Consider the following 24,703-nt stretch of genomic DNA (forward strand, 5'->3'; position numbering starts at 1 on the left):
GGGCAGACGCCTCAGCGATACTCGAACATCTTGCGGAAGATCCCCGGCGCGATGGCGGAGGCCGGATTGACGGTGAGCACCGGATCGGAGATCAGGCCGGACAGCCGGTAGGTCACGCCGATCAGCCCCTCGTCGGTTCCCCCGCCGAGCGCGAAGCCGAGGATCGGGATCTTCGCGAAGAGATTGTTCAGCGCGAAGATCGGCACGAAGGTCCCCGTCATGTCGAGCGTCCGGGTCTTCAGGTTCACCTGCCCCGCCACCGTTCCGCCGACGGAGGCGCCGGACAGGGTGCCCTCGGTGATGGTCAGCAGATCGCCCCTGCGCTCGAAGGCGAGATCGAGCGCGCTGAAGGAGGCCTCGCCGCGCTTGACCGAACCGGTCAGGGTTTCCCGCTGCCGGCGCTGCGGCGTCGTGCGCACCGGCGCCTCGGCCAGCGCGCGAATGGCCGGATCCTCGGTGATCGCCAGACGCCGCACCTTGAAGGTTCCCGTCCAGGACGTCGCCTCCGGCATCGAGACGATCAGCACGCCGAGACCGCCGCGCATGCGCTCGTAGAGATTGGCGAAGCGCAGCAGGGCGCCGGTGTCCTGGATCGTGCCGGACACCTCCCGCCCGCGCCCCTCGCCGGTCATGGCGAGATCGAAGGCATCGCGCCCGCCGGTGCGCCCCGACAGCGCGAAGTCCTGCAGGCGCCCGCCCGCCCGCGTCATGCGCAGGTTCAGGTCGGTGACGCTGACGCCGTTGAAGCCGGTCATGCGGTCGATATCGGCGCGGATGCGCAACCGCCCGACGTCGCCCGCACTTACCTCGTCGCCGCCGCCCGACAGGCTGGACATGAGCCCGCGACCGTCGAAGCTGCGGGCCCGCAGATCGACCTCATAGCCGCCGCTCCGGCGCTCCACGCGCAAGGTCGCGTCGTCGCTGGGGCGCAGGGCAAAGCGCGAGAGCGACGCGCTCAGCAGATCGCCGTCGGCACCGAGCGTCAGGCTGCCGCCGATGTCCACCCCTTCCGACGTCAGCCGGAAGCCGCGCACCTCGCGCAGCCCGTCGCGCTCGCGCAGCGTGAAGCTGGCGCTCGCGGGCACCCCCGGTGCCTTGCTCCAGCCGACCTGCGGCAGGTCGATGCGGGCGCGCCCCAGATCGATGTCATAGACCTGCCCGTCGGAGGGGCCCTCGCTGCCGGCCTCGGAGCTCGACAGGCGCAGCGTGCCGCTGACGAAGGGCCTGAGGTCGATGCCCCGCGCGGCGAGTTGTTCGGCGGTCGCGTCGATCACGACCCCCTGACGCGCCACGACCGCATCGTCGCCGCCCTCGCCGAGCGGCACGACGAGATCGAGGTCCGCCGGCAGGCCGTCGAGCCGCCCGCGTCCGTTCAGGACGAGGCGCGTGGCGTCCGCCTCGACGTCGAGATCGGCGCGGGCGATGCCGTGACCACGGATCGGCGCCGCGCTGGTGAAATCCGTCAGCCGGCCGGTGAGCCGCCAGTCGACATCCTCGATCCGAACGTCCTTGACGAGTTCGAACGCGGCATCCAGCGACAGCGTGCCCGCCCCCGACACATCGTCCGGAGCGATGCCGTTGCGGGTGAGCACGCCGAAGGGCTCGGCATCGAGCACCTCCGCGAGCGAGGGCGCGGGCCCGGACAGCGTGAGATCCAGTTCGCCCGTCTTGATGCCGGGCTTGCGCAGATCGGGAATGGCGAAGCGTCCGGCCTCGAGCGCGATCTGCTCCCCGGCCCGGGCGATCATCGCACCGCCCGTGGAGACGACGGTCAGGATCTCGTCGGCGACCGTCAGCCGGCCGGACACGGCCTGTGCCACCGGCACGGTGCCCAGCGTCTTGAGGCTGACGTTGTCGAAGTCGATGGCGACGGAGATGTCGTCGCCGGACCAGCCCGGGCGCGGGTCGTCGACGTCGAAGACCGGCGGCTGCAGCGCCAGCGTCGCGCGCCCGCCCAGGATCCGGCCGTCGAGCATGTGCTCGATCACCCAGTCCCGCGCCGGCGGAACCACCGTGATCGGCCAAAGCCGCTTGAGCGTTGCCACCGGCATCGCCCCGCTTTCCATCGCCAGTGCGAGATAGGGCCCGTCCTCCGCCAGGCGCAGCGATCCCGCGCCGTCGATCGTCGCGGTGCCCGCCCGAAGCGCGACCCGGTCGAAATGCAGCTCGCGCGCGGCCGGATCGGCCCGCCCCTCCAGGAGAAGATTGTTCATCGCGAAGGGCGGCCCCGGCACGTCGCTCGGCCCAAGCAGCGCGTCCCGCGACACGATGCGGTACGACCACATCTCCTGCCAGTCGCGCGGCGGCTCGACGATGCCCTCGATGGGGATCGCCGTGTTGCCGCGCAGATAACTCGACGGCGCGATGCGAAAGCCCGGCCGGTCGGCCTCCCACTGGAGTTGCAGATCGATCCGGTCGAAGCTGACCACCGTCTTGCCGGTGTTCACCCAGCCCGGCGACACCAGAAATCCGAGCGTGTTGGAGCGGAAGGCGCCCTCCGCGTCGAGGACCAGGTCCATGCGCGCACGGGCCGGCACGCCAAGACCCCGGCCGGCGCGCATGCGCGTCTCGCTCGGCAGAAACTCGCCGAGCGTGATGTCGCGCACGTCGAGCGCGATGCGCCGGTCACCCGTCTCGGCATCGATGCGGCGGATCGCGGTGGCCTCCCAGCGACCGACGCGGCCCGCCACATCGGCCTCCACGCGCAAGGTGTCGGCACCCTCGCGGGTCACCTCCGCGTCGATCCCGCTCACCCGATAGGTCTGCCCGGACCGGGCGAGGATCTCGCCCGAGCGCATCTCGATGCGCTCCACGCCGCGGTCCGACAATTGCGTCAACGCCAGGCGCGCGATCCGGTCCGCCGCCTGGCCCAGATCGGCCATGTCGGGGATTCCGTCGAGACCCGCCCCGCCCGGCTGCAGATCCAGTCGGGGCTGCTCAAGCACGACCTCGTTCAGGTCCGCCCCTCCGGCCAGCGCCGAGGAGAGCGTCAGCGGCACCACGATCCGGGGAAGGGTCAGGGTCAGCGGGCTCTCGCCCGCCACCTCGACGGCGGCGTTTTCCAGTTCAAGCCGCGCCGGAAAGCCGCCCGACACATCCAGCGTGGCCGCGCCGATCGTCAGCCGCACCTCGTCGCGCGACACCCGGTCCTCGATCATCCGCGCCAGCGCCGGCACGGAGACGGGCCCCTGCATCGCGAAGGCGACGATCCCCGCCCCCACCGCGACGAACAGGGCGAGGGTGACGAGCCCCAGCGCCGCGCGCCAGCGGGAACGGCGGCGATGCAGCGTCGTACGCAGGGGTTTTTCCCGACGGATCAACCTTCTATACAGGGGTCAGGTCCTTGCGGCTTGACGGTTGTGACACTGGGCCGGATCGCGGCGCGGCGGGCATCCGGGATGGCGCCTTCGGGGTGCCGCCGGCAGCCGCGAAACGCTCGGCAACCGGCTGTCGGAGCGTCCGCGATTCGGGGCCATGATATCACCCCCGCGCGCCAGCCGAGACGTCGCGCGGAACCGCGTGACGCGTGCGGGCGCACAGGCATCCGCGCAGCGACCCTGCTCGTATGAAACATGCATTTGTTGACTGTTGTCGTGACCAAAGGAAGGCAAGATGGCGGATATCGAACGCGGACAGCCCGCACCCGACTTCGACATGGAAACCGATGGCGGCGGACGCGTCCGCCTCTCCGATCTGCGGGGCAAGACGGTCGTCCTGTATTTCTACCCCAAGGACGACACGCCGGGCTGCACCAAGGAGGCGATCGCCTTCACCGGGCTCAAGGACGCCTTCGAGGCGGAGGGCGCCGTGATCGTCGGCGTCTCGCCCGATCCGGTCGCCAAGCACGACAAGTTCAAGGCGAAGCACGACCTGTCCGTCATGCTGGCCGCCGACACCGACAATGCGGTGGCCGAGGCCTATGGCGTGTGGGTCGAGAAGAACATGTACGGCAAGAAATACATGGGCGTGGAGCGCGCCACCTTCCTGATCGATGCCGAAGGCAGGCTTGCCGAGGTCTGGCGCAAGGTAAAGGTGCCCGGTCACGCCGAGGCCGTGCTTGAAGCCGTCAAGGCGACCGGCTAGACTCGACCGGAGTCACGCACGCCAGAGACAGGCATGCCAGTGAGACGCACGCCGGTGACACGCACGCCGGCGTGCGTTTCCTTTCCCGTTTCCAGCCGACCGGTTTCCGCCCCGTGCCAGTTTCCCCCGCCCGCGCCGATGTTCTCGATGCCACGCCCGCCTCGCTGGCGGCCGGCGCAAGGGCCGTTGTCGCGGCCAGCGATCTCGACGCCAAGGTGCGGCTTGCCCATGCCACCGCCCGCGCCTGGTTCGCCCGCAGCCTGTCGCTGCGCGCCCGCACCGGCGGCCAGCCGATGCCCGATCAGCCGGGCCGGCCGGCGGAGCCCGTTCTGCTGCCGCCGCGCGACATGCCCAAGCGCGCCATCGGCGGACAGGCGGGCCGGATCGCCCTGCTGCATTCGCTCGCCCATATCGAACTCAACGCGGTGGATCTCACGTGGGATCTGGTCGGGCGCTTCGCCGACCGGCCGCTGCCGCGCTCCTTCTTCGACGACTGGGTGCGCGTCGGCCTGGAGGAAGCGAAGCATTTTTCCCTGCTGCGCCAGCGCCTCATCGATCTCGGCTCGCATTACGGCGCACTTCCCGCCCATCACGGCCTGTGGGAAGCGGCGGAAAGCACCGGCCACGATCTCGCCGCGCGGCTTGCGGTGATCCCCCTGGTGCTGGAGGCGCGCGGGCTCGACATCACCCCGACCATGATCGACAAGGCACGCGGGCTCGGCGACGCGGCGACCGCCGACATTCTCGCCATCATCTATCGCGACGAGAAACGCCACGTCGACGCCGGCGCCAAGTGGTTCCGCTTCCTGTGCGACCGCGAGGGCCGCGATCCCGAACGCCGGTTTCAGGACCTGGTGCGCCGGCATTTCAAGGGCGGGCTGAAACCGCCCTTCAACGACCGCGCCCGCGCCGAGGCCGGCCTGACGCCGGGCTTCTATCGCCCGCTCGTGCGGCTGACGGGCTGAACGGGCCAAGGGCCCGGCTCGGTCCGCGCCCCTGCGGTCACGGCCTCAGCATTTGTTAACCTTAATGTTTTCTAATCCGACCCATGAGTAATCGCGCGGGAGTTCCCGCGCTGGCGTATCGAGCAACCGGGTCGGACGACGCATGACGGGACAGGCAGGCACTCCTCCCCACACCTTCGGCAGACGCAAGGAGCCGCACCGCGTGATCATCGCCCGGGGCGATCACGTGCGCAGCTTCACCGTGACGCCCTGGGTCGCGGGCCTTGCGACCGGCCTCGGCCTGCTGCTGGCCGTCGGCTATGTCGGCGCGACCGCCTATCTGGTGCTGCGCGACGACATTCTCCATTCCTCCGCCAAGCAGCAGGCGGAGATGCAGCTCTCCTACGAGGATCGAATCGCCGCCCTGCGCGCGCGCATCGACCGGCTGACCAGCGAAAACGTCCTGGAACGGCGCTCGCTGGAAGACCGGCTGGAAGACGTGGTGGCGCGCCAGCGCGATCTCGACACCCGCCAGTCACGCGTCGCCGCCGTCCTGCAGAAGGCGGCCGACAGCGGCATTCGGGTGGCGATCGGCGGGCCCCGCCCGCGCACCAAGCCCGATGGCACCGATCCGCAGCTGGCCCTCGGCGCCGTGCTGGACGGCAGCGGCATCGGCGGCGAGGCCGAACCGATCACGCTTGTGCCCGATCTCGACCTGCGCGGCTCGCAGACCGCGGTGGATGCCGACCCATCGGCGGCCCCATCGACCGCCCCGGTGGGCGCCCCCCTGGCCGCGCCGCCGGCCCCGGCCGGCAATCCGGGCGATCAGGCCGCCCTTGGCAGCATGTCGCCCCGCGCCGACGCGCCGTCTCCGGTCCTCGCCACCGCAGCCGCGCCCGACGCGGCCTCTCTCGATCTGATCGCCTCCGTCACCCACGATCTCGAGCGCATGGACGAGGAAACGCATCTGGCGCTCGACGTCATCGCGGTTACCGCCGAACGCGACGCGGCGCGGATCAAGACGACCGCCGATTCGCTCGGCCTGACGCTTGCCGGCGTGCCGCAGATCCCGGCCGGCTCGGACCTCGGCGGCCCCTTCGTGCCGCTGAGCGGCACCGGCTTCGACGCGCGTCTGCACCGCGCCGAACAGGCGCTCGGCACGCTCGCCCAGATCAAGCAGGCCGCACGCGGCATTCCCTTCGAACGGCCCGTTGCCGGCGCTCCTATTTCTTCCGATTTCGGTCCCCGCCTCGATCCGTTCCTCGGGCGCATGGCGATGCACACCGGAACCGACTTCCGCGCCCCGCGCGGCACGGCGATCCGCGCGCCGGGTCCCGGCACGGTGATCTTCGCCGGCCGCAACGGCGGCTACGGCAAGTCGGTCGAGCTGCGCCATCCCGGCGGCATCGTCACCCGCTTCGCCCACATGAGCCGCATCCTGGTGAAGGAAGGCCAGACCGTCTCCGCCCTGGAGACCATCGGCAGGGTGGGCTCGACGGGGCGCTCCACCGGCCCGCATCTTCACTACGAGGTTCGCATCGACGACCGTCCGGAGGATCCGGGACGTTTTCTCAGGGCCGGCGAAACGCTGAAGCCGCTGCTGGAGCACTGACGAAGCGCACTGGCGTCAAAAGGGGCGCCAGACACTGACACCGTGTCCGAAACGGCGCCACACGGCGCCGTTTTCGCATTTGCGCCCCCGGAAAACCGGCGCAGTTTCCCCCGAGGGTCTCCGCTCGGGCGCGGCTGTCATTCAACTGCAACACTCCTTGCGTACCTCCCGCGGCAAGGAGTACCACGCATGACAGCAATCGAAGTCCGCTCCGTCTGCAAGGCGTTCGAGCGCAACAAACCGGTTCTCAAGGATATCTCGCTGACCATCGGCGACGGCGAGATGGTCGCGCTGATCGGCGCGTCGGGATCGGGCAAGTCCACCCTCATCCGTCTGATTTGCGGGCTGGAGACCATCGACCGCGGCAACGACCGCGCGATCTCGATCTTCGGCCGCACCGTGCAGAGCGACGGCGGGCGCACCGCCGAGGCCCGCCGCATGCGCCGCGATGTCGGCGTCATCTTCCAGCAGTTCAATCTGGTCAGCCGTCTGAGCGTGCTGAAGAACGTGCTCGCCGGGCGGCTTGGCAAGACGCCGGCCTGGCGCGGGACCTTCGGCGCCTTCACCCGCTCCGACAAGATCCGCGCGCTCCAGGCGCTCGAGCGGGTCGGCATCGTCGACTTCGCCCATCGCCGCGCCTCGCGGCTGTCGGGCGGCCAGCAGCAGCGCGCGGCCATCGCCCGGGCCCTGACGCAGGAAGCCCGGCTCATCCTCGCCGACGAGCCCATCGCCTCGCTGGATCCCGCCTCCGCCGACACGGTGATGGAGACGCTGTCGCGCATCAACCGCGAGGACGGCGTCACCGTCGTCGTCTCGCTGCACCAGATCGACCACGCCTTCCGCCATTGCAAGCGCATCATTGCGCTCAAGCACGGCGAGCTCGTCTACGACGGCCCGACGAGCGGCGTCAGCAAGGCGGATCTCGCCGCACTCTACGGCAGCGACTTGCTGTCGGACTCCGACATGACCGAACCGGCCGACGCAGTCGGTGCGGTCGGACATGGGGGCGCGGCCGCGCAAGCCGTCCCCACCGTGGCCGCCAGAGCGGTCCAACACGCGTAACGCCCCGACAGACGGGCGACACAGGTTCGATGCAGGAGAAGTCCATGTTCAAGAAAGTCCTCACGGCGGCGGCGCTTGCGCTGTCGGCCACCGGCGTCGCGCACGCCGAAGACCAGGGCCAGATGCCCGAGGTCATCAATTTCGGCATCATCTCGACCGAAAGCGCCTCGGTGCTGGAAGAGAACTTCATGCCGTTCCTCAACGACATGTCGGAGTCGCTCGGCGTCGAGGTGAAGCCGTTCTTCGCCTCCGACTATGCGGGCGTGATCGCCGGCATGGGTGCCAAGCAGGTCGACGTCGCGTGGTTCGGCAACAAGTCCGCGATCCAGGCCGTGGACAAGGCCGGCGGCGAAGTCTTCGCCCAGACCATCAAGGACGATGGCTCGCGCGGCTACCACTCGCTGCTCATCACCCAGAAGGACAGCCCGCTGAACTCTCTGGAAGACGTGCTGAAGTGCGACAAGACGCTGACCTTCGGCAACGGCGATCCCAACTCGACCTCGGGCTTCGCGATCCCCGGCTACTACGTGTGGGCGCTGAACGGCACGACGCCGGAAGAGTGCTTCGCACGCGTGACCTCGTCGAACCATGAAGGCAACGCGCTGGCGGTCGCCGCCGGTCAGGTCGACGTCGCCACCAACAACACCGAGTCCATCTACGCCCGTCTCGCCAAGTCCAACCCGGACGCGGCCGCCGGCATCAAGGAAATCTGGCGTTCGCCGCTGATCCCGTCCGATCCGATGGTGTGGCGCAAGGACCTGCCGCAGGCCGCCAAGGAGAAGATCTACTACTTCTTCATGCAGTACGGCCGCTTCGGCGACATGGAAAAGGTCAAGCGCGAGCGCGAGATCCTCGCCAACCTGTCCGACGGCTGGGGCCCGTTCCTCGCCTCCTCCGACGCCCAGCTGCTCGACGTGCGCCAGATCGAGGCGTTCAAGGCCAAGCTGAAGGCCGAGGCCGAAGGCGACGCGGACGCCATCAAGGCCGCCGAAGCGCTGCTCGCCGACCTTGCCGAGCAGGCCAAGGTCGTGGGCCAGGGCGGCTACTGAGCCCGTCCGGCGCTCCGGCCCCGCGCCGCAGCGCCCCCTGACCAAAGCTTCCGGCGGGCCGCGACGATCTCGCGGCCCGTCTCTTTCGCGGGCCCGCCGCCGTCAAGCGATACGGGCCGACCGCCATGAAACAAGGAAACCGGCGCATGACCGCCCAACACAGCCGGATCGATGCCCCCCTCCTGTCCTCCGACGCCCTGTCGGAGGCCGTGCGCGCCCAGATGCGCCCGCAGTGGGGAAACATCGCCCGCACCGCCGTCATTCTCGGCGTGATCATGCTTCTTCTGGCGCTGTCCTACTACCCGACGGAGATGAACAACTGGGTCCGTCTGTTCCAGGGCAACGACTTCCTGGACAGCATGATCGCCCAGTTCCTGAGCCCCGACTTCTCGGATCTCGACCTCTATCTGCGCAAGATGCTGGAGACGGTTCAGATCGCGCTGTGGGGCACGGTGCTGTCGATCATCTTCGGCGCGCCGATGGCGCTGCTCGCCTCCAACAACATCGCCCCGGCCTGGATCGTCTTCCCGATGCGCCGGCTGATGGATGCAAGCCGCGCGATCAACGACCTTGTGTTCGCGGTGCTCTTCGTCGCCGTCGTCGGCCTCGGTCCGCTTCCGGGCGTGCTCGCCATCTTCGTGCACAATCTCGGCATCATCTCCAAGCTGTTCTCCGAGGCCGTCGAGGCCATCGACGAACGCCCCGTGGAGGGCATCCGCACCACCGGCGCCAGCCGGCTGCAGGAGATCATCTACGGCGTGATCCCGCAGGTCATTCCGCTGTGGTCCAGCTTCTCGCTCTACCGCTTCGAGACCAACGTGCGCTCCGCCACCGTGCTCGGCATCGTCGGCGCCGGCGGCATCGGCTTCACCTTCAACGAGGCCTTCAAGGGCTTCCGCTTCGAGGAAGCAAGCGCGATCATCATCGTCATGGTCGTGACCGTGTCGGTGATCGACATGATCTCCAGTCGTCTGCGCAAGATGCTGATCTAGCAACGCGACGGCCGACGCCGACACCGCTTCAAACGAAAACGGGGCGAACCGCACATCCGCGGCTCGCCCCGTTTTCATGTCCGGCAAAAGCCGTCCCCGCCTACTCCACGTCCTCGACCTCGGCCGGCGCGCCGCCGAAGGCGCGCTGCGCAAGGGTGGCTTCCATGAACTTGTCCAGGTCGCCGTCGAGCACGTCGGACGGACTGGTGCTGTCCGTGCCGGTGCGCAGGTCCTTCACCAGCTGATAGGGCTGCAGCACGTAGGAGCGGATCTGGTGGCCCCAGCCGATCGACGTCTTGGCGGAGGCGTCGGCATTGGCCTTCTCCTCGCGCTTCTGCAGCTCCAGCTCGTAAAGCCGTGCCTTCAGCATCGACCAAGCGCTCGCCCGGTTCTTGTGCTGCGAGCGCTCGCTCTGGCACTGCACCACGATGCCGGTCGGCTGGTGGGTGATGCGCACCGCCGAGTCGGTTGTGTTGACGTGCTGGCCGCCCGCGCCGGACGCGCGATAGGTGTCGATGCGGCAGTCGCTTTCGTTGACCTCGATCTCGATCGAATCGTCGATGACCGGATAGACCCACACCGAGGCGAAGCTCGTATGCCGGCGCGCCTGGCTGTCATAGGGCGAGATCCGCACCAGGCGGTGCACACCCGACTCCGTCTTCAGCCAGCCATAGGCGTTTTCGCCCCGGATCTTGAGGGTCGCGGACTTGATGCCCGCCTCCTCGCCGTCGTGCATCTCCAGCGTCTCGACCTTGTAGCCGCGCTTTTCCGCCCAGCGGGTGTACATGCGCAGAAGCATGCTCGCCCAGTCCTGGCTTTCGGTGCCGCCGGCGCCGGCGTTGATCTCGAGATAGGCATCGTTGCCGTCGGCCTCGCCGGACAGCAGCGAGGCGATCTGCCGGCGCTGTACATCGCTCTTGAGCGCCTTGAGGGCCGCTTCCGCCTCGCCGACGACATCGCCGTCGTCTTCCATCTCGCCCAGTTCGATGAGCTCGAGATTGTCGCGCAGATCGGCTTCCAGCGCACGCACGCCATTGATGCCGTCGTCGAGCTGCTGGCGCTCGCGCATCAGCTTCTGGGCCCGCGCGGGATCGTCCCACAGGGTGGGGTCCTCGGAGGCCGCGTTCAGTTCATCCAGTCTGGCAATCGCTTGATCCCAGTCAAAGATGCCTCCTCAGCAGGCTTATGGCCTGCTTGATTTCGTCGACCACGGCCTGGGTTTCGGCACGCATCGTGTGTCCTCTTTCGTTCGGTGAAACTGCAGTCGGAAAATGCGACGGGTGAAGGCTGAGGGGCCGGTCGGCCCCTGCTTCGGCGGCGGACCTTAGTGGATCGGGCGAGGCACTGCAAACCTTGCCACCCCGATCCGACAGAGGGCCACGGCGGCAGGCTCAGTAGAGCCCGCCGGTGCCCGTCATCACCGCCTGCCCCGCTTCCGGCGAGACCGTGCGCGGAATGCCGACATCGTCCTGAAAGCCGATGATCGAATATTCGTCCGGCGGGGCGGTGCCCGGCTTGAACGCCTCCAGAATGGTGCCCGGCGTGCCGGCCGCGGCGCGCAGGCCCGTGCGGCGGTTGATCGGAATGAGCTGCAGCCCCTTGGGCACACGGAATTCCACCGGCGGCTGGTCGGCCAGCGCGTCCTCGACGAAGGCGGTGAAGATCGGCGCCGCCACCTGGCCTCCGGTCGCGCCGCGCCCCATCGGCTTCGGCGTGTCGTAGCCGACGAAGACGCCGACGGTCAGGTCCGGCGTGAAGCCGACGAACCAGGCATCCTTCTCGTCGTTGGTGGTGCCGGTCTTGCCGGCGACCGGACGGCCGACCGCCTGCACCTTGGTGGCCGTGCCGCGCAGCACCACGCCTTCCATCATGGAGGTGATCTGATAGGCGGTCATCGGGTCGAGCACCTGGGCGCGATTGTCGATGAGCTCCGGCTCTTCCTGCCCCTGCCAGCTGTCGGCCGCGCAGGTCTCGCAGATGCGTTCCTCGTGACGGAAGACGGTCTTGCCGTAGCGGTCCTGAATGCGGTCGATCAGCGTCGGGGTGACCTGACGTCCGCCGTTGGCGATCATCGCATAGGCGGTGACCATGCGCATGACGGTCGTCTCGCCCGCGCCGAGCGACATCGACAGCACCGGCATCATGTCGTCGTAGATGCCGAAGCGCTTGGCGTATTCAGCAACGAGCGGCATGCCCATGTCCTGCGCGAGCCGCACCGTCATCACGTTTCGCGAAAGCTCGATGCCGAGCCGAAGCGTCGAGGGCCCGTAGAACTTGCCGCCATAGTTCTGCGGCTTCCAGGTCGGCAGACCCGGCCCCTGGCTGATCTCAACCGGCGCATCCATGACGACGCTCGACGGCGTGTAGCCATTGTCCAGCGCGGCCGCATAGATGAACGGCTTGAACGCCGATCCCGGCTGGCGATAGGCCTGCGTGGCGCGGTTGAACTCGCTCTTGTCGAAGGAGAAGCCGCCGACCATCGCCAGCACGCGCCCCGTGTAGGGGTCCATGGCGACGAGCGCGCCGGACACTTCCGGAAACTGGCGAAGCTCGTACTGCGGACCGGCCGGGCCGTCCACCGCCTCGACGAAGACCACATCGCCGGGATCGAGCACATCGTTGGCGCTGCGCGGCGCGCGGCCGCTCACCCGCGCCCACTTCATGCCGTCGAAGGGCAGCGTGGCGCGCGGACGCTCGGTGGACAGTTCGCCGCTGACGAGCCGCTCGGGCTGGAGCCCGATCTCCGCCGCATCGTCGGACACGGCCAGCACCACGGCGGGACGCCATTCCGGGATGTCGGAGTAGCTGTCGACCTCGGCGAGCGCCGCGCCCCAGTCGCCGGCGCCCAGCTCGATGGTCGTGACCGGTCCGCGCCAGCCGCCGCGCCGGCGGTCGAAGGCCAGAAGCCCGTCCATCAGCGCCTTGCGGGCCTTGGCCTGCAGCTCGGGATCGAGCGTCGAGCGCACCGACAGGCCGCCTTCATAGAGACGCTTCTCGCCGTACATGTCGGCGATCCGGCGGCGCACTTCCTCGGCGAAATACTCCGAAGCGAGAAGCTGGGAGCCGCGCGAGCGCGGGGTCACATCCAGCGGACGCGCCTTGGCCGCCTCGCCGGCCGCCGAGTCGACGAAGCCGTTCTGCACCATCCGGTCGATGACCCAGTTGCGCCGCTCGATGGCGCGCTCGCGCTGGCGGAACGGGTGGTAGTTGCTCGGCCCCTTGGGCAGCGCGGCGAGATAGGCCGCCTCCTCGAGCGTCAGTTCATGCACCGACTTGTCGAAATAGAGGAGCGACGCCGCCGCCACGCCATAGGCACCGAGGCCCAGGTAGATCTCGTTGAGATAGAGCTCGAGGATCTCGTCCTTGGTGTAGGCCTGCTCGATCCTGAGCGCCAGGATGGCTTCCTTCACCTTGCGCTCGATCGACACCTCGTTGGTCAGCAGAAAGTTCTTCGCCACCTGCTGGGTGATGGTGGACGCGCCCTGCGGACGACGGCCAGAGCCGTAATTCCTGACGTAGTTGAACGCGGCACGTGCGATGCCTTCCGGATCGACGCCGAGATGGGAGTAGAAGTTCTTGTCCTCGGCCGACAGATACGCCTGCTTGAGCAGCTCCGGCACGGCCTGGATCGGCAGGAACAGACGCCGCTGACGGGCATATTCGGCCATCAGCTGGCCGTCGGCCGCGTGCACGCGGGTCATCACCGGCGGCTCGTAGTTCTTCAGCGTCGTGTAATCCGGCAGGTCGTCGCTCATTTCCTGGAGGTAGACCCACACCCCGGCCGCCACCAGCAGCCCCATGACGGCGCCGATGCCGAAGAGATAGCCGAAGAGTTTGATAAGAACTTTCATGAACCCGGCTCGTTTGCCCCTGAATTGTCTCGGCGCGCCGCCCGAAAACCCGCGTGCACGGCGGTCGCATTCCCTCGGCTCTCGCCCTGAGGCTCTCGCCCAAAGTCTCTCGCCCTGAGTCTCTCGAAAGGACCCAGGCGCACCGCCGGGGCGGTTGCGATGCGGAGCCGCCAAACCACCGGACCGCGACGCGGCGCCGGCCGCTGCGAAATCCGTCCCCGCAAACCCGCTCTCGCGACGCGGACCGACCGCGAGACGGACGATGCACGCGCGATTTTCCGGTCGCCGTTGCGTCCTGTCTCGGCGACCAATATGGCGATGCTGAGGCGCAGCTGGCGCCCGCGCGTTATTGCCCCGGCGCCGCGGACGGCGCAAGCGTCTCCTTCGGTGCTTCCGCCGTTTGCGACAGCAAGGCGGCGGAGGATCCGCTGCGCCGCGCGAAATAGCGGTCGATCGCGACGATGATGGCGTCGGACATGCGCTCGCGCCACTCGCTCGTCGTCATCAGCTTCTCGTCCAGCCGATTCGACAGATAGCCGAGCTCCACCAGCGCGGACGGCACGTCATGCGCCGTCAGCACCCGGAATCCGGCGGATCGATGCGGGTTTTTCACCAGTTGCGCGGAGCCCCGCAACTCGTCGACCAGCGTGCGCGCGAACAGGAAGGAGAACTTCTTGGTCTCCATGCGCGCGAGGTCGACCAGAATGTCGGTGACGTCGTCCGCCTCGTCGGCGAGATCGATGCCGGCGATCACGTCGGAGCGGTTCTCGCGTTCGGCGAGCGCGGCGGCGACCGCATCGCTGGCCTTTTCCGACAGGGTGTAGACGCCGGCCCCGCGCACCTCGTTACGCCCGATGCGCACCGAATCGGCGTGGATCGAGACGAGCAGATCGGCCTGGTGTCCGCGCGCGATCTCAACCCGCTCGCGCAGCGGGATGAAGATGTCCTCCTCGCGCGTCATATGCACGGTGTAACGCCCGGTTTCGACCAGCTTGCGGTGAAGCAGGCTCGAGAAGTCCAGGACGACGGCCTTTTCCAGCGTGCCGCCCGAGCCGACCGCCCCGGTGTCGATGCCGCCGTGCCCCGGATCGAGCACGATGATCGGCCGCCCGTTGCCGCTCGCCGTCCGGAGATCGCCCTTGGCGCCGCGCTGCGACGGCGCGGCGGCGGCGCGCGCCTGCTCCGCGGCCGTCTCCAGAAAGGCCGCGCGCGTGGTCTTCACCACGTCGAGAACGAGCCGCGCCGGCTGCTCCGACACCGGCGGCAGAACGAAGGCCTTGTCGACCGCGACCGGCGCGGCGGCGTCGAGAACGATCCGCGACTTGCCGGCGGCGAACAGACCGTGACGCCAGTCCGAGATCAGACCGATGCCCTCGCGCGTCGCGGCCGGCTCCAGATCGAAGCGCACTTCCGGCAGGTCAACGACGATGCGATAGGGATCGGACAGGGTCCGCACGGCGAATTCCACCGGCGCGGAGAGATCGACGATGAAGCGGGTGCGCGCCTCGTCGCCGGCCAGCCGCGCGTCGCGCGCCACCGGCACGTCATGCGTGTTTTCCGCCTGCGCCGCCTGGACCCAGCCACTCCCGAAGGACTGCGGCGCGATCGCCGAGATCGCAAGCGCCAGAAGTGCCGCGATCGCCCGGCCGGTCCCGCCGGTCTTGCCTGCCCTCGCTGATGCGTGCCGAACCATGATCACCCGTATCCAGCCTTCGCCTGTCGTTGCCCTGCCGCCCTGCCCGCTGCCCCGCCCGCACAAGCCCGACCGCACAAGGAAATCCGCGCGCCTCGACGACCGCGCCCGGTCGCCGCGCATCGCGCGCCACGTTGCGTCCGATCGGCCCCGCCTCACTTAACTCATAGGCAAGTTAACCTTTCATTGACAATAACCGCTTTCGCGCAATCGGCGAGCCGCGTTGCGGTGTTCATCTCGCGAGCGTACTTGCCATCCCCTTCCCGCGACCGTAAAAGGAAGTGAACGGGTCCCGATCTCGAATGCGATTCGAGCCGGGGCGTCACGGTGCCCGCTAACGGCGTCCGGTTCCGCCAACTGTCCTTGCGTCATCCGCGAAAGATCGATTGGCGACGGCGCCCGACCGGGAGGCCGGTTCGCGCAAGCGTTCGCAGGTGAACGGCAGCCACGCGGCCTTTACAATCCCGCGACGGCATGACGGCTTCGCACGGACGCACGCAGCGGCCCGAACCATCCGGACATCCCGTTCACGGTTTCCGGCCGGCGGCACGATCGCCGACGCGGAAGACGACGCATGCAATCTCGGTCGGTCCTCACAGTCCGGCAACCGACAACATGATCAATTGGGCGCGGCCATGACCAGATGCGCGAAGACGATCCGACCCGGACTGGAGGTCGCCGTGGCAGGCGCTTCCCGTTCCGCGCTGATCGCCGCGCGACGTGCGCTCGCCCTCCTATTCCAAGGCAAGAACAGAACGACCGCTCACTCGCTCATGCGGGCGCGCCGAGTGCGCAGCTTCGCCGCGACGGTCGTGGAGATCCCCATCAATGGCAAACAAGATGCTCATCGACGCCGCGCACCCGGAGGAAACCCGGGTTGTCGTCGTGCGTGGCAACAGGGTCGAAGAATTTGATTTCGAGGCCGCCAACCGCAAACAGCTTCGCGGCAACATTTATCTGGCGAAGGTAACCCGGGTCGAACCCTCGCTTCAGGCGGCCTTCGTCGATTACGGCGGCAACAGGCACGGCTTCCTCGCCTTCGGCGAGATCCATCCCGACTACTACCAGATCCCGGTCGCCGACCGTCAGGCCCTGCTCGAAGAGGAAGAGGCGGAGGCCCGCAGCAACGACAGCGACGAGGCCGCCGAAAAGCCGGCGAAGCCCAAGCGCCGCCGCGGCAGGGCCGCCAAGGCCGAGACCGAGGACGCGTCGGTCGCCTCCGAGGAGAGCGGCGAAGCCAGCGGCGATGCCGACGGCAACGGCGACGCGGACAATGGCGACTCCGACAACGGCGACACGGATGTGGAATCCGTCGGCGCCGAGGACGCGCTGGAAGAGGTGCCGCAGCGCGCCCGCCGCCAGCGCAAGCAGTACAAGATCCAGGAGGTGATCAAGCGTCGGCAGATCCTGCTGGTGCAGGTCGTCAAGGAGGAACGCGGCAACAAGGGCGCCGCGCTGACCACCTATCTGTCGCTTGCCGGCCGCTACTCGGTGTTGATGCCGAACACCGCGCGCGGCGGCGGCATCTCGCGCAAGATCACCAATCCGACCGACCGCAAGCGGCTGAAGAAGATCGCCTCGGAACTGGAAGTGCCGCAGGGCATGGGCGTGATCCTGCGCACCGCCGGCGCCAGCCGCACCAAGGCGGAGATCAAGCGCGACTTCGAGTATCTGATGCGGCTTTGGGAGAATGTGCGCGACCTCACGCTGCAATCCTCCGCGCCCTATCTCGTCTATGAGGAGGGCTCGCTGATCAAGCGCTCGATCCGCGACCTCTACAACAAGGATATCGACCAGGTCCTTGTCGCCGGCGACGAGGGCTATCGCGAGGCCAAGGACTTCATGCGCATGCTCATGCCGAGCCATGCCAAGAACGTCCAGCCCTACAAGGACGCGACGCCCGTCTTCTCGCGCTTCATGGTGGAATCGCAGCTCGACGCGATGTTCTCGCCGCAGGTGACGCTGAAGTCCGGCGGCTACATCGTCATCAACCAGACGGAAGCGCTGGTGGCCATCGACGTGAACTCGGGCAAGTCGACGCGCGAGCACAACATCGAGGACACGGCCGTCCAGACCAATCTGGAAGCGGCGGAAGAGGTCGCGCGCCAGCTGCGCCTGCGCGATCTCGCGGGTCTCATCGTGATCGATTTCATCGACATGGAGGAGAACAAGAACAACCGCGCCGTCGAACGCAAGCTCAAGGACTGCCTGAAGAACGACCGGGCCCGCATCCAGGTCGGGCGGATCTCGCACTTCGGCCTGCTGGAGATGTCGCGCCAGCGCATCCGCACCGGCGTTCTGGAAAGCTCCATGACGCCCTGCCCGCATTGCCACGGCACGGGCATGATCCGCTCGGTGGAGTCGGTGGCGCTGCATGTGCTGCGCTCGCTGGAGGATCAGCTGCTCAAGGGCGCGACGCACAATCTCATCGTGCGCACCACCACGGACGCCGCGCTCTATATCCTCAACCAGAAGCGCGCGCATCTGTCGGACCTCGAGGCCCGCTTCGGGCTGGAGATCGACGTGCAGGCCGGCGAAATGGCCAACGGCCAGCATTACACCCTGGAAAAGGGCGAGCCCATCGCCCGGGACGAGGACGGCCTGCCGCTCGTGCAGCCCTCTTCCGTGACGCCGCTGATCGTCGGCGAGGACGCGCCGGAGCCCAACGAACGCTCCGAAGAGCGCGCGGACGACCGCCGCAGCGAGACCTCGGACGAGGAGGACGCCGGCAACCGCAACAAGCGCCGCCGCCGCCGCCGCCGCAAGAAGCCGGGCGACGAACACCACGCCGCCGGCGACGAGGCGGAGGAGAACGCAACGACCTCCCAGGAGGACGACGAGACCGGGGCCGAGGCCCGCGACGGCGATGCGGATGCCGATGGCGAGAGCGAGGACGAGAAGTCCAGGCGCAAGCGCCGGCGCGGACGCCGGGGCGGACGCCGCAGCCGCCGCGACGGCGAGGGCAACGGCGACACGGCCAATGCCGATGCGCAGGGCGAAGGCGATACTGGCACCGACAACGCCGGGGATGACACGCCGGATCAGCGAGGCGAAGGCGACGCAGGCACCGGCGCGCCGGAAGTGAGCGCAAGCGCGGAACACGAGGCGCCCGAAACCCGGACGCCGGAGACCGAAGCCCCCGCCACGGCGTCGCAGGAACCTGCGTCTAAGGATGAACCTGCGTCTGAGGACGCATCCGCCGGGGACCCGGCCGCCGCCGAGACATCTTTCCATGAGGCGCCGTCCGGGGACGTGACGGCGGAAGAGCCGGCGGCCGAGGTCGCGGATACCCCGCGCGCCGAACAGGTCCCCCATCAGGCCGAAGAGGCCGAAGGGTCTGGCAACGTCGAAAGCGCGGCCGAAACACCGGATGAGACCGCCGAGGCGGCCCCGACCGAGCCGGAGAGCGTCGAAACGCCCGAGCCGGAAACGTCCGACACCGCGCCCGAGGCGCCGGCCGAGCCGGTCGTGGTGCGCGAGACCGTCACCGAGGAAGGCGACACGCGCACCGAGGACGATCCCGAGCCCAAGCGCTCGGGCTGGTGGCAGCGGCGCAGCTTCTTCTGAAAGGCGCTGGCGGACCGGCTTGCCGGGCGGCGTCGCTGACCGGCACGCGTGACCGGGCCCGGCACGGCTGCAAGGCCCATCGCACGATTGACGCAAACGGCCCGCGACACATCTCGCGGGCCGTTTTGCCGTCTGAAGCCCAGAGTTTTGCGGGTCGAGGATTTTCGGGTGCGAATGGGTTGCCGCGTGGCATCGCCTGCGTCGACCGGCCCTGAGCGCCTTGGCGTCGCGGGCCGGGCCAGGAGGTCACCGAGGCCGGCGCAACGCCACCGCGACACAACTGCAAAGCGCAGGGCTGCATGGCCTGAGGGCAAGCTGGAGGAAAACCGACATGCCGACCATCGCCGCCTATCTGGGCGCGGCCCTTGCCGAAATCGCGGGGTGTTTCGCCTTCTGGGCCTGGCTGCGTCTCGACAAGCCGGTCTGGTGGCTGCTTCCCGGCCTGGCGTCGCTGGCCCTCTTCGCCTATCTGCTGACGCTGGTCGACAGCGCCGCCGCCGGGCGGACCTATGCCGCCTATGGCGGGGTCTATATCGCGAGTTCGCTCGTGTGGCTGTGGGCGGTGGAGGGCGTCGCGCCGGACCGTTGGGATGTCGCCGGCGCGCTCCTGTGCCTCGTCGGCGCCGCCGTGATCATCGCCGCACCGCGCGCGGCCGGCTGACCGGCGGTCGCCCCTGACCGCGCTCCTGCCCTCACCCCTGTTTCGGCAGCCAGTCGGCCAGCCGGTCCATTGCCGCGCGGATGACCGCATGGTCCCCGGCGAAGGAGAAGCGGATGTAGGCATGGCCGTTGACGGGGTCGAAGTCCGGCCCCGGCGTGGCGGCGATGCCCGCCTCCTCCAGCATGCGCGCGGCGAAATCGGCGCTGTCGTTGGAGAAGGGCCGCACGCTCGCGTAGCAGTAGAACGCGCCGTCCACGGGGAGCATCTCGGTGAAGCCGAGCCCCGGCAGCCGCTCCAGCAGCAGCTTGCGGTTCGCCGCATAACCGGCCTTGATCGCCTCCAGTTCCTCCGTGGCGCCGAAGGCCGCCGTCGCCGCGATCTGCGAGAGTTCGGGCGGCGAGATGTAGAGGCTCTGGGCGAGGCGTTCCACGGGCCGCACCAGGCTTTCCGGCAGAACCATCCAGCCGATGCGCCAGCCGGTCATGCAGTAGTATTTGGAGAAGCTGTTGAGCACGATCGCCTTGTCGGAGAAGGCCAGCGCCGTCTGCTGCTCTCCCTGGAAGACAAGGCCGTGATAGATCTCGTCGGAGATAAACCACAGGCCCATGTCGTCGCAGGTCGCGATCAGCGCCTTCAGGGCGTCCGGCGCCATCATCGTGCCGGTGGGATTGTTCGGCGAGGCAACCAGCACGCCGGTGAGCGGCGCCTCGCGATGCGCCGCCTCGACCAGTTCCGGCGTCAGCGCCCAGCGGGTCTCCGCCCCGACCTCGATCTCCACCGCCTCGATGCCGAGCGCCTTGAGGATGTTGCGATAGGCCGGATAGCCGGGCGCGGCGATGGCGATGCGGTCTCCGGGATCGAAGGCCGCGAGAAAGGCGAGATTGAAGCCCGCCGACGAGCCGGTCGTTGCGAGGATGCGCGTTTCCGGCACCTCGACGCCATAGGTCGCGCGGTAGTGATCGCTGATCGCGTGGCGCAGCGGCGGCAGGCCGCGCGCTTCCGTGTAGCCGAGCCGGCCCCGCGCCAGGGCGGCCTGCGCCGCCTCCATCGCCGCGCGCGGCGCGTTCGCCCCGGGCTGCCCGACTTCCATATGCAGGATATCCCGTCCCTCGGCCTCGAGCCGGTTGGCGCGCGCCAGAACGTCCATGGCGCGAAACGGAGCGACCTCGGAGCGCTTGGACGGATGGGGCATGGGATATCCTTTCGTGCCTGACCCTGTCGGATGCGATGTACCGTGCCGGCCGGGCGACCGGCCCGGTTCCGCGGCCCCGTCCCGCCCTGCCCATGTGACGCCGCAATTGCACCGTCTATGGGAAGGGCGTGGGGCGGGCCGCAGGATTGACCGCATCCGGGTTGGTCCCTACCCTTCCCGCGCGGGTCTGTCGAGTGCCGGCGCGACGCGCACGGGGGCGCGCGGCGATGCCCCCGCGATCCGGCCGGTTCCGCGTGCCGAGCGATTGTCAGGCCGACCGCGCTTCGGAACCGGCGATTGCGGCTCACGGCCAGGCCACGGTGACAAGGGCCGGAATGGGCCGGGTCGACGTGATACGGGCCAGACCACGACGGACCGAAGCAGCATCGAGGGGCTTGCGTCCGGCCGGACCTGCTCCCCGGACGGCAGGACGTAACGTAACAGAGCACGCCGTGGCCTGACGATCCGCGACCCGGCAACCGAGCGAACCAGCAGAGGGCTTGCATGCGAGACCGTTTCCCCCCGATGCCCCGCCCCGAGTCGCGGACCGGACCGCCCCCCGCCCCGCAGCGCGTGCGACAGGGCCGTGTGACGGTCTTGGGCACGGGCCTTCGCAGCAGCCTGAAAAGAGGCCTGCGCAAGGGGATGGCCGTCGCCGCCGCCGCGACGATCGCCGCCACCGCCACGGTGCAGCCGGCCGCCGCGCAGCGCGGCATTCCGCTGGTGCGCGACGCGGAAACGGAAGCCCTGCTGCGCGACTATGCCGCGCCGATCTTCGACGCCGCCGGCATCGCCCGCTCGCAGGTCGACATCATCCTGATCAACAAGAAGGACTTCAACGCCTTCGTCGCCGATGCCCGCCGCATCTTCATCAACATCGGCGTCATTCTGGAAGCCGAAACGCCGGGCGAAGTAATCGGCGTGCTGGCCCATGAGACCGGGCACATCAAGGGGAATCACCTTGTCCGCCTGCGCCAGGCGCTGGCGAACGCCCAGATCATGGCCGCCGTCGGCGTGCTGCTCGGCGCGGGCGCGGCGGCCGCCGGCTCGGCGGGCGGCGGCGCCGGCGCGCTCACCGCCGGCACGGGGCTGGCGCAGCGCTCCCTGCTCGCCTACCGTCGCGGCGAGGAGACCAACGCCGACCGGGCCGCGCTGACCTTCCTGGAAAAGACCGGCCAGTCGGCCAAGGGCATGCTCAAGACCTTCAGCCGCTTCGCCGACCAGAACCTGTTTTCCGCGCAATACACCGATCCCTATTCGATCTCGCACCCGATGCCGCGCGAGCGCCTGGTGGCGCTGGAGACCAAGGCCCGCCAGAGCCCCTATTTCGACCGGCCCGCGCCGCCCGCGCTGCAGGCCCGCCACGACATGGTGCGCGCCAAGCTGCTCGCCTTCACCAGCCACCCGAACGTCGTGGCGCGCGCCTATCCGCGCTCCGACCGCTCGCTGCCGGCCGAATATGCACGCGCCGTGGCGACCATGCGCTCCAGCGGGCGGCGCGAGGCCGTCGACGCCATTGACGCGCTGATCCGGCGGCAGCCGAACAATCCCTATTTCCACGAGCTGAAGGGCCAGGCGCTCTTGGAATCGGGCAGCCCCCGCTCCGCCATCGCGCCCTTCCGGCAGGCGGTGGCGCTGAAGCCGCGCGAAGGCCAGTTCCAGATCTGGCTCGGCTTCGCGCTGGTGGCCTCCAACCAGCCCGAGCTTCTGCCCGAGGCGGAACGCGTGCTGAAGCTCGGCCTGCAGATGGACCCGAACTCGCATATCGGCTATGCGCAGCTTGCCATCGCACAGGGCCGCCAGGGCAAGACCGCCGAGGCGGATTTGTCCACCGCGCGCGGTCTGATGGCACGGGGCGATTTCCGGGCCGCGAAACGCTACGCGGCCCGCGCACAAGAAAAATTGAAGCGCGGCACCCCCGCATGGCTGCAGGCGGATGATATCGTATCCTACAGGCCGCCGGATGTGCCGGGCCAGCGCTGATCCGCCGGCACGGCCGAGGTGGCGGCGAGCGCCATTTCACGCAAGGTCGGTGGCCGCCTGAAGCCCACCGACGCCCATCGTATAGCTGAGCGCGGCCGATCGCGGTCCGCCACCTGGAGACCCACATGACGAGATTGCTTGCGGCCGCGCTGACGGTGACCGCCCTCCTTCTGATCCCCGCGACCGGCCCGGCGCAGGCGGACGACGCGCTGACGCGCGGCGACGTCGAGACCATCGTGCGCGAATATCTGATCGACAACCCGGATGTGATCCGCGAGGCGCTGGAGGAACTGGAGCGGCGCGAGGTCGAGGCGGCCAACCGCGCCCGCACCGAGCAGCTCGACCAGATCTCCGAGGTTCTGCTGAATTCCACGCGTCAGGTCGAGCTCGGCAATCCCGACGGCGACGTCACCATGGTCGAGTTCTTCGATTACAACTGCGGCTACTGCAAGCGCGCCATGGCCGACATGCTCAAGCTGATGGAGCAGGATCCGGAGCTGCGCGTGGTGCTCAAGGAGTTTCCCGTGCTCGGACAGGGCTCGGTGGAGGCCGCGCAGGTCGCGGTCGCCGTCAGCCATGTGGCACCCGACGCCTATCTCGATTTCCACAAGGCCTTGATGAACACGCGCGGCCAGGCGAACCTCGCCAGCGCGCTCGCCGCGGCCAAGGACGTCGGGCTCGACGTGGCCAAGGTGGAAGCGGCCATCGGCGAACCGGAAGTCAACGCGACCATCGAGGAGGTCTACATGCTGGCCCGCCGGCTCGGCCTCAACGGCACGCCCGCCTATGTGATCGGCGACGAGGTGCTGATGGGGGCGGTCGGCTTCGACCGGCTCAAGACCCAGATCGACACGACGCGCGATTGCGGCGAGACCACCTGCTGATCGCCGCCGGGCCGTTTCCCGCATGGCCGTCTGCGACGCTGGGGATGCCCCGTTCCGGGGCCCTGGCCGCGGTCGCGGCACCCCGCTCCCGCAACGGCCCTTCCCCTGAACCGGCGGAATGCCTATAAGGGGCGACATATCGCGCGGCGCGACCGGTCGTGCCGCGCCGTCCATGCGGGGAGTGCATGTCCGCCTCTGTCTTCGTCCTCAACGGCCCCAATCTCAACCGGCTCGGCACCCGCGAGCCCGACACCTACGGGACCACCACGCTCGGCGATATCGAGCGCCTGTGCCGGGGCGTGGGCGAGGATCTCGATCTGGAAATCGACTTCCGCCAGACCAATCACGAAGGCGTGCTGGTGGACTGGATCCAGGAGGCCGGCGACCTCGCGCAGGGGCTGCTGCTCAACCCCGCCGCCTTCACTCACACGTCGGTGGCGATCCACGACGCCATCCGCGCGGCGGAAATCCCCACCGTTGAAGTGCATTTGTCGAATGTCTTCGCGCGCGAGGAATTCCGCCATCATTCGTATGTATCGCCGGTCGCGCTTGGTGTGATATGCGGCTTCGGTGCGACCGGTTACCGGCTCGGCCTAGAAGCGCTGTCCACCGTGATTAGACCCTGACGCCGGCCCGCCCCCTCAAACGAACGCAAGAAAGCCATGTCGAACAAGAAGAACACACTCGATCAGGACCTCATCCGCCAGCTTGCCCTGCTGCTCGACGAGACGAACCTGACGGAAATCGAACTGGAACGCGACGACTTCCGCGTGCGCGTCGCCCGTCAGATGACGATCGAGGCTCCGGTCACCACCGCCGCGCCGGCAGCCCCCGCGGCCCCCGCCGCCGCGCCGGCGGCCACGTCGGCCGAGGCCGAGGCGCATCCCGGCGAAGTCCCCTCGCCGATGGTGGGCACCGCCTATCGCTCGCCCGAGCCCGGCGCGCGGCCCTTCGTCGAGGTCGGCGACACGGTCGCGGTCGGCGACACGCTGATGATCGTCGAGGCGATGAAAACCATGAACCAGATCCCGTCGCCGCGTGCGGGCCGGGTGGCGGCGGTCCTCGTCGAGGACGGCCAGCCGGTGGAATTCGGCGAGCCCCTCGTTATCCTCGAGTGACGGAGGCGGCCC

Annotated in this window: 17 protein-coding genes; 12 read left to right on the forward strand and 5 right to left on the reverse strand. The window is 68.7% G+C overall.

Annotated features, from left to right (window positions below):
• Window positions 1-11: 11 nt before the first annotated feature.
• Window positions 12-3,320, reverse strand: coding sequence for an AsmA-like C-terminal domain-containing protein (locus ABL312_RS08875; RefSeq protein WP_349361017.1), 3,309 nt, complete (start codon window positions 3,318-3,320; stop codon window positions 12-14).
• A gap of 292 nt (window positions 3,321-3,612) precedes the next feature.
• Here ABL312_RS08875 and bcp point away from each other — a divergent pair, with 292 nt between their 5' ends.
• The 6 genes from bcp to phnE all read left to right on the forward strand — a co-directional run bounded on the left by bcp (window position 3,613) and on the right by phnE (window position 9,742).
• Window positions 3,613-4,083, forward strand: a complete 471-nt coding sequence (bcp, locus tag ABL312_RS08880) for a thioredoxin-dependent thiol peroxidase (protein WP_349361018.1) — start codon at window positions 3,613-3,615, stop codon at window positions 4,081-4,083.
• 113 nt (window positions 4,084-4,196) lie between these two features.
• The gene (locus tag ABL312_RS08885; protein WP_349361019.1) at window positions 4,197-5,048 is read left to right on the forward strand and encodes a ferritin-like domain-containing protein; all 852 of its coding nucleotides are present in this window, start codon (window positions 4,197-4,199) and stop codon (window positions 5,046-5,048) included.
• Between the two features lie 202 nt (window positions 5,049-5,250).
• Window positions 5,251-6,639: a M23 family metallopeptidase gene (locus ABL312_RS08890; RefSeq protein WP_349361020.1), complete on the forward strand. Its 1,389-nt coding sequence runs from the start codon at window positions 5,251-5,253 to the stop codon at window positions 6,637-6,639.
• 189 nt (window positions 6,640-6,828) lie between these two features.
• Window positions 6,829-7,701, forward strand: coding sequence for a phosphonate ABC transporter ATP-binding protein (gene phnC / locus ABL312_RS08895; RefSeq protein WP_349361021.1), 873 nt, complete (start codon window positions 6,829-6,831; stop codon window positions 7,699-7,701).
• A gap of 44 nt (window positions 7,702-7,745) precedes the next feature.
• Window positions 7,746-8,750: a phosphonate ABC transporter substrate-binding protein gene (gene phnD / locus ABL312_RS08900; protein ID WP_349361022.1), complete on the forward strand. Its 1,005-nt coding sequence runs from the start codon at window positions 7,746-7,748 to the stop codon at window positions 8,748-8,750.
• Window positions 8,751-8,896: 146 nt separating this feature from the next.
• Window positions 8,897-9,742, forward strand: a complete 846-nt coding sequence (gene phnE / locus ABL312_RS08905) for a phosphonate ABC transporter, permease protein PhnE (protein WP_349361023.1) — start codon at window positions 8,897-8,899, stop codon at window positions 9,740-9,742.
• Between the two features lie 100 nt (window positions 9,743-9,842).
• Here phnE and prfB read toward each other — a convergent pair.
• From prfB to ABL312_RS08920, 3 genes are all read right to left on the reverse strand, one after another.
• Window positions 9,843-10,974, reverse strand: a protein-coding gene (gene prfB, locus ABL312_RS08910; protein ID WP_349361024.1) for a peptide chain release factor 2 whose coding sequence is annotated in 2 segments (ribosomal slippage) — window positions 9,843-10,904 and window positions 10,906-10,974 — 1,131 coding nt in all. Because the reading frame shifts where the segments join, the coding sequence is not laid out codon by codon here.
• Window positions 10,975-11,133: 159 nt separating this feature from the next.
• Complete coding sequence (locus tag ABL312_RS08915) at window positions 11,134-13,593, reverse strand: penicillin-binding protein 1A (RefSeq protein WP_349361025.1); 2,460 nt, start codon at window positions 13,591-13,593, stop codon at window positions 11,134-11,136.
• Between the two features lie 346 nt (window positions 13,594-13,939).
• Window positions 13,940-15,286 carry an N-acetylmuramoyl-L-alanine amidase gene (locus ABL312_RS08920; protein WP_349361026.1) on the reverse strand — a complete coding sequence of 449 codons (1,347 nt, stop codon included), beginning with the start codon at window positions 15,284-15,286 and terminating at the stop codon, window positions 13,940-13,942.
• Between the two features lie 828 nt (window positions 15,287-16,114).
• Between ABL312_RS08920 and ABL312_RS08925 the strand changes: the two genes are divergently transcribed.
• Both ABL312_RS08925 and ABL312_RS08930 read left to right on the forward strand, forming a co-directional pair.
• Window positions 16,115-18,853 carry an Rne/Rng family ribonuclease gene (locus ABL312_RS08925; protein WP_349361027.1) on the forward strand — a complete coding sequence of 913 codons (2,739 nt, stop codon included), beginning with the start codon at window positions 16,115-16,117 and terminating at the stop codon, window positions 18,851-18,853.
• A 331-nt stretch (window positions 18,854-19,184) separates the two neighbouring features.
• On the forward strand, window positions 19,185-19,514 hold the full coding sequence (locus tag ABL312_RS08930) for a YnfA family protein (protein WP_349361028.1): 330 nt from the start codon (window positions 19,185-19,187) through the stop codon (window positions 19,512-19,514).
• 31 nt (window positions 19,515-19,545) lie between these two features.
• On the opposite strand, the gene ABL312_RS08935 is transcribed toward ABL312_RS08930, so the two are convergent.
• On the reverse strand, window positions 19,546-20,706 hold the full coding sequence (locus ABL312_RS08935) for an aminotransferase class I/II-fold pyridoxal phosphate-dependent enzyme (protein ID WP_349361029.1): 1,161 nt from the start codon (window positions 20,704-20,706) through the stop codon (window positions 19,546-19,548).
• 645 nt (window positions 20,707-21,351) lie between these two features.
• Here ABL312_RS08935 and ABL312_RS08940 point away from each other — a divergent pair.
• From ABL312_RS08940 to accB, 4 genes are all read left to right on the forward strand, one after another.
• Window positions 21,352-22,689: a M48 family metalloprotease gene (locus ABL312_RS08940; protein WP_349361030.1), complete on the forward strand. Its 1,338-nt coding sequence runs from the start codon at window positions 21,352-21,354 to the stop codon at window positions 22,687-22,689.
• Window positions 22,690-22,814: 125 nt separating this feature from the next.
• The gene (locus tag ABL312_RS08945; RefSeq protein WP_349361031.1) at window positions 22,815-23,573 is read left to right on the forward strand and encodes a DsbA family protein; all 759 of its coding nucleotides are present in this window, start codon (window positions 22,815-22,817) and stop codon (window positions 23,571-23,573) included.
• Window positions 23,574-23,758: 185 nt separating this feature from the next.
• Complete coding sequence (gene aroQ / locus ABL312_RS08950) at window positions 23,759-24,199, forward strand: type II 3-dehydroquinate dehydratase (RefSeq protein ID WP_349361032.1); 441 nt, start codon at window positions 23,759-23,761, stop codon at window positions 24,197-24,199.
• 36 nt (window positions 24,200-24,235) lie between these two features.
• Window positions 24,236-24,691, forward strand: coding sequence for an acetyl-CoA carboxylase biotin carboxyl carrier protein (gene accB, locus ABL312_RS08955; protein ID WP_349361033.1), 456 nt, complete (start codon window positions 24,236-24,238; stop codon window positions 24,689-24,691).
• Window positions 24,692-24,703: the final 12 nt, after the last annotated feature.

This window comes from Stappia sp. (assembly GCF_040110915.1).
Taxonomy (GTDB): domain Bacteria; phylum Pseudomonadota; class Alphaproteobacteria; order Rhizobiales; family Stappiaceae; genus Stappia.